The organism is Streptomyces olindensis (genome assembly GCF_040645895.1).
GTDB classification, from domain to species: domain Bacteria; phylum Actinomycetota; class Actinomycetes; order Streptomycetales; family Streptomycetaceae; genus Streptomyces; species Streptomyces olindensis.
This window is the reverse complement of record NZ_JBEYZD010000153.1, coordinates 1-5,284: the sequence shown is the minus strand read 5'-3', so window position 1 is coordinate 5,284 and position 5,284 is coordinate 1. Positions and strand designations below refer to the sequence as shown.

General features: G+C 74.6%; 5 protein-coding genes. 4 read left to right on the top strand and 1 reads right to left on the bottom strand.

Translation table 11 applies throughout. The annotated features are described in order from the left end of the window. Positions 1-296: 296 nt before the first annotated feature. From ABZ948_RS40680 to ABZ948_RS40670, 3 genes are all read left to right on the top strand, one after another. Complete coding sequence (locus ABZ948_RS40680) at positions 297-1,247, top strand: hypothetical protein (protein ID WP_359768168.1); 951 nt, start codon at positions 297-299, stop codon at positions 1,245-1,247. A gap of 163 nt (positions 1,248-1,410) precedes the next feature. Next, positions 1,411-2,454: a LacI family DNA-binding transcriptional regulator gene (locus ABZ948_RS40675; RefSeq protein WP_359768167.1), complete on the top strand. Its 1,044-nt coding sequence runs from the start codon at positions 1,411-1,413 to the stop codon at positions 2,452-2,454. Then, complete coding sequence (locus tag ABZ948_RS40670; protein WP_359768166.1) at positions 2,451-3,359, top strand: carbohydrate kinase family protein; 909 nt, start codon at positions 2,451-2,453, stop codon at positions 3,357-3,359. Before ABZ948_RS40675 ends, ABZ948_RS40670 begins: the two co-directional genes overlap by 4 nt. Before the next feature lie 305 nt (positions 3,360-3,664). On the opposite strand, the gene ABZ948_RS40665 is transcribed toward ABZ948_RS40670, so the two are convergent. Further along, entirely contained in the window at positions 3,665-4,528 is an 864-nt protein-coding gene (locus ABZ948_RS40665) for a helix-turn-helix domain-containing protein (RefSeq protein WP_359768165.1), read from the bottom strand. Between the two features lie 100 nt (positions 4,529-4,628). On the opposite strand from ABZ948_RS40665, the gene ABZ948_RS40660 reads away from it, so the two are divergent. After that, entirely contained in the window at positions 4,629-5,186 is a 558-nt protein-coding gene (locus ABZ948_RS40660) for a YceI family protein (protein ID WP_359768164.1), read from the top strand. The last annotated feature ends 98 nt before the right edge of the window (positions 5,187-5,284 follow it).

The window sequence follows — 5,284 nt, the reverse complement described above, 5'->3', positions numbered from 1 at the left end:
ACCCCGCAAACTTTAATTCCGTCTCTGGATAACAGCCGTGCCCACAACCCCCCGCCCCCCGCCGGGGGCGCGCGCCCCGGGCGTTCGCATGCCCTGGGCGCCCCGGGCGGGAGTACATCACTGTCCGGCATCAGGTGTTGTCGGGACCAGGTCAACACGCTTCAATGCGGGGGAACTCGGGACCCCTGAACGACGGCGTACGGATGTGAAGACCTCCCCTGCGCCGACGGGACGGCCCCGGGCGCCCCGCGCGAACGGTCTGACCAGCCGTCGCCGACTCACAGAGAGGCCCCTGCATGCCGCACGCCCCACAGCACGCGGACGTCGCCACCGCGGAACTGGACTCGGCCCTGCGAGGCGGCCCCTTCCACGTCGCCCTGCGTGCCGCGATCGCCGCCCGCGGGCTGCCGCTGCAGCGTGTGCAGCACCATCTGTCCCGCCATGGCGTGAAGGTCGGCGTCACCAGCCTGAGTTACTGGCAGCAGGGGGCCAGGCGCCCGCAGCGGCCCGAGTCGCTGCGGGCCGTGCGCGCCCTGGAGGAGATCCTGGAGCTGCCCGAGGAGTCGCTGATCCGGCTGCTCGCCGAGACCGGCGACAGTGTGTCCGGGGCACAGCGGTCCGCGGCCCGGTCCTACCGCTCCCTCGTCGAAGCCTCCGGGGTCCTGGACCAACTGCTGGCCGACCTGGGGTGCCCGCCGGACGGGGGCCTGCACACCCTCGCCCACCACGAGCGGCTCCGGATCGGGGCGCGGCGCGAGCTGGCCGAGCGGGAGTCGCACCACATCGTGCGCGCCCACCGGGACGGCGTCGACCGCTTCGTGGCCGTCCACCACGGTGACCGGGGGGCCGTGCCGGAGCGCATGGCGGTGCACGCCCTGGAGAACTGCCGTGTCGGACGGGTCCGCCGGCACGGCGACACGGGGGTGCTCGCGGCCGAGCTGCTCTTCGACACGCGGCTGCGGGCCGGGGACACGTTCCTCTTCCGGTACGGCGTCGAGGACGGCACGGCGGGTGTCTCACGCGAGTACGTCCGCGGCTTCGACGCCGCCGGCGGCCAGTACGCGCTCCAGGTGTGCTTCGACGCGGCGGCCCTCCCGGTGCGCTGCCACCGGTTCGCCCAGCACTCGGTGGCCGCGCCCCGCAGCGGCTGCCAGGAGCTGGCGATGAGCGGGCGGCACCGGTCGGTGCATCTGGTGGAGCCGCGGGTGCGGGCCGGGTTCCTGGGGATCGGCTGGGACTGGGAGTAGGGAAACGGGCGTCGGTGTCGACGGCTGCGCCAGCTCGTGCCTGAGGCAGGGCGACGACTCGGTGCTGCGTCGCCGTCGGACGTAAACGCTTGCGCAAGCGTTTACGTCCGGCCGTGGATGCGATACGTTCCCGGCCTGGGCTCGCGGCGGAGAAGGGAGCGGCATGCCGACCATGGCCGACGTCGCACGGAGCGCCGGTGTCTCCGTGGCGACCGTCTCGCACGTGCTGAACGGCACCCGCCCGGTGCTGCCGCACACCCGCCAGGCGGTCCTGGACGCCGTGGAGGAGCTCGGCTACACCACGAACACGCTGGCCCGTTCCCTGGTGACGTCCCGCACCCGGTCCATCGGGCTGGCGGTGTCGGCGATCAGCAACCCGTACTTCACGGAGATCCTCCAAGGGGTCGAGGCGGCCGCGCTGGAGGCCGGTTACAGCCTGCTCATCGCCGATCCGCACGACGACCCCGAGCACGAGCGCAAGGTCGTGCAGCTGCTGCACGAGCGCCGGGTGGACGGCATGATCGTCGCGCCCTCCGTCGATCCGCGGGGGCTGCTCGCGTACCTGGGGCGGCACGCCGTGCCGGCCGTGTTCCTGGACCGGCTGGTGGACGCGCCGGGGTCGGGCGGCGGTCCGCGCTTCGACCAGGTCTGCTCCGACAACGCCGAACCGACGTCCCGGCTGGTCACCCATCTCGCCGGGCTCGGCCACCGGCGGATCGGGCTGGTGGCGGGGTTGCCGGGGCTCAGCACCACGAGCGAGCGGATCATGGGCTACCGCAGCGGCCTCGCCTTCGCCGGCCTGCCCTACGACGAGCGGCTCCTGGTGCACGGCGACTCGGAGGCGGCCGGCGGCGCAGCGGCCACCGCGGCCCTGCTGTCCCTCGCCGTGCCGCCCACCGCGCTGGTCACCGGCAACAACGCCATGACCATCGGGGCGCTGCGCGCCCTGCGCGACCAGGGTCTGTCCGTGCCGGGCGATCTCGCGCTGTGCAGCTTCGACGACTTCGCCTGGGCCGACCTGTTCTCGCCCCGGCTCACCGCGGTCGCACAGCCCAGCAGGGACATCGGTGCCCGGGCCGTGCGGGTGCTCCTGGAGCGTCTCGCGGAGCCGGACCGGCCCGCCCGGACCGTGCGGCTGCCCTGTTCCTTCGTCCACCGCACGTCGTGCGGCTGCCCCGACCCGTCCGAGAAAGGAACCCCGTCGTGATCGTCGTCGCCGGTGAGGCACTGATCGACCTGGTACCGCAGGGCACAGGCGCCCTGGCGGCACTGCAGCCGGCGCTCGGCGGCGGGCCCTACAACACGGCGGTGGCGCTGGGCCGCCTCGGCTCCCCCACCGCCTTCTGCTCACGGGTGTCCTACGACGCCTTCGGGGAGGCCCTGCTGGACCGGCTGCGGGAGACCGGCGTGGACGTGGCGTCCGTGCAGCGCGGCACCGAGCCGACGACGCTCGCCGTCGCCACCGTCGGCGAGGACGGCTCGGCCGCGTACTCCTTCTACGTCGACGGGACGGCGGACCGGCTGTTCCAGGCGCCGTCCGCGCTGCCGCCCGGCACCCGGGCGGTCTCCTTCGGCACGTGCTCGCTGGTGCTGGAGCCGGGGGCGAGCGCCTACGAGGAGCTGATGCGCTCGGCGGCCGCGCGGGGCGTGTTCACCGCGCTGGACCCGAACATCAGGGCCGGGCTGATCCCGGACGCGGACGCCTACCGGGCGCGGTTCAAGAGCTGGCTGCCGTCGGTGACGCTGCTGAAGCTCTCCGAGGAGGACGCCCGGTGGCTCGGCGGCACGCCCGAGGAGTGGCTGGCGGCCGGCCCGGCGGCGGTCGTGATCACCCGGGGCGGCGACGGGCTGACCGCCTTCACCGCCGACGGCGGCACGTACGCCGTGCCGGGCGAGCGGGTGGACGTCGTGGACACGATCGGCGCGGGCGACACGGTCAACGCGGCCCTGCTGCACGGACTCGCGGCGCGCGACGCGCTCAGCGGGCCGGCGCTGGCCGCGCTGGGGCCCGACGGCTGGACGGACCTGCTGGGCTTCGCGGCCCGGGCGGCGGCCGTGACGTGCTCGCGGGCAGGGGCCGAGCCGCCGTACGCGCATGAGGTGGACGGCTGACGGGCGCGCACGAGCCGGGCACCGACCGGACCGGGCGGCGTCTGCGGCACGCCGAGTGGGTCAGGCGCTCGGCCACCGCCCGCAGCGCGTCCGGCCGGCCGCGGTCACCTGCCCCGCGCGGGGCCGAGCCGCCTGGGCACCTGCCTCGTGCGAGGGCCGAGCATCCCGGCACCTGCCTCGCATGTGGGAGCGAGCCGCAGGACGCGGTGCTGAACGGTGGACGCGCGCGAGGTGGACGGCTGACGGGCGCACGAGCCGGGCACTGACGGGACCGGGTTTCCAGCGGTCCGTGGTGCCGAGGTGCCTCAGCCGGTCTCCGCCACCGCTCGCAGCGCGCCGGGGCGGCGGCCGTTGAGGCGGTCCAGGGCGGCGGCGGTGGCGTCGTCCGCGGGCAGGTGGACGATGACGCGCTGGCCCTCGTCGGAGAGCGCCAGCGTCTCGTGCAGCAGTCGCAGCGAGCCGGCCTCAGGGTGATCGAGGTGCTGGGAGCCGGTCCGCCGCGGTGTCGTGGTGAGGTCGGCGAACCGGTCGGCGAAGTCCGCCCCGGCCGTCACCGTCAGCTCCTCGGCCAGCTCGGCGAGGTGCGGATCGCGGAGGGGGACGCCGTGCCGGAGCCGGGCGACGAGGTCGTCGGCCACCCGGTCCCAGTCGCGGTAGGCGCTGCGTGCCCGCTCGTCGGTGAACAGATGCCGGAGCAGGTTGGGGCGCTCGTCGTCGAGCAGACCGATGGGGCCCACCAGCCGCGCGTACCCGGCGGTGTGGGCGAGGACGTCGCCGATCCAGTTGACCACCACGGCCGGGGCCGGTTCCAGGTGGTCGAGGACAGCCCGTACGGTCGGGCGCGCCGTGCGGCTGAGCGTCGGGGCCGCCGCGCAGAGCAGGGGGTCACCGCCCTCCCCCTCCTTGGTCAGGCGGCGGAGCAGCATCCGGTCGGTCAGGGACAGGTTCAGCGCGTCGGCGAGGGCGCCGAGCACCTGGGCGGACGGGTTGCGGTCGCGGCCCTGTTCCAGCCGGGTGAGGTACTCGACGCTGATGCCGGCCAGCGTGGCCAGCTCGGCGCGCCGCAGACCCGGGGTGCGCCGCCGGGGCCCCGCGGGCAGGCCGGCCTCGGCGGGGGTGACGGCTTCGCGCCAGGTGCGCAGGTACGTGCCCAACTCGTTGTCGCTCACCCGCCGAACGTACAGCGCCCGGGGATGCGGAGGGTGGCCCCGTCACTACCAGGCTCCGGCCGGTCTCCCTACCGGGCCGCGCGGCCCTCAGGGTGGGGGCATGACGAATGAGACCGCCACCGCCACCACTCCCCTGCCGCTCGCCCCGGGCCAGTGGACCCTCGACCCGTTCCACTCCTCCGTGAACTTCACCATCCGCCACCTGGGCATCGCCAAGGTGCGAGGGCGGTTCGAGCGCCTGGAGGCCGAGCTGTTCGTCGGGGAACGGGTCGAGGACGTGCGGGTCTCCGCGACGGTCGACCTGGCCTCGGTGAACACCGGCAACGCCGACCGGGACGCCCACGTACGCGCCGCCGACCTGCTCGACGTCGAGAAGCGTCCGACGATGTCGTACCGCTCGACGCGGGTGTCGGGAGAGGGCGAGGACTGGACCATGGAGGGCGAGCTGACGATCGGCGACGTGACCCGCCCGGTGAAGCTCGCCGTGGAGTTCGGCGGGCTCGTCGACGTGCCCATGGACGGCAGCCGGCACGCCGGCTTCGAGGCGACGGGCGAGATCCGGCGCAGCGACTTCGGGCTCGACTTCGCGCCGGGTCTCCTCGGGGACGTGGTGAAGATCCAGCTCGACATGCAGTTCGTGGAGCCGAAGCAGGCCTGACCGCGCACCGGAACGCGCCGCGCCAAGCCGGGGCCGTCCTTGCCGCCGCGCTCGCGGGCCCAGCGGGCCAGCTGGGCCACGCGCTTGACCACGAACTG

Excerpts from the sequence above, each read along its gene's own strand:
- ABZ948_RS40680 (WP_359768168.1), top strand. The coding sequence starts at position 297 with ATGCCGCACGCCCCACAGCACGCGGACGTCGCCACCGCGGAACTGGAC.
- ABZ948_RS40675 (WP_359768167.1), top strand. The coding sequence starts at position 1,411 with ATGCCGACCATGGCCGACGTCGCACGGAGCGCCGGTGTCTCCGTGGCG.
- ABZ948_RS40660 (WP_359768164.1), top strand. The coding sequence starts at position 4,629 with ATGACGAATGAGACCGCCACCGCCACCACTCCCCTGCCGCTCGCCCCG.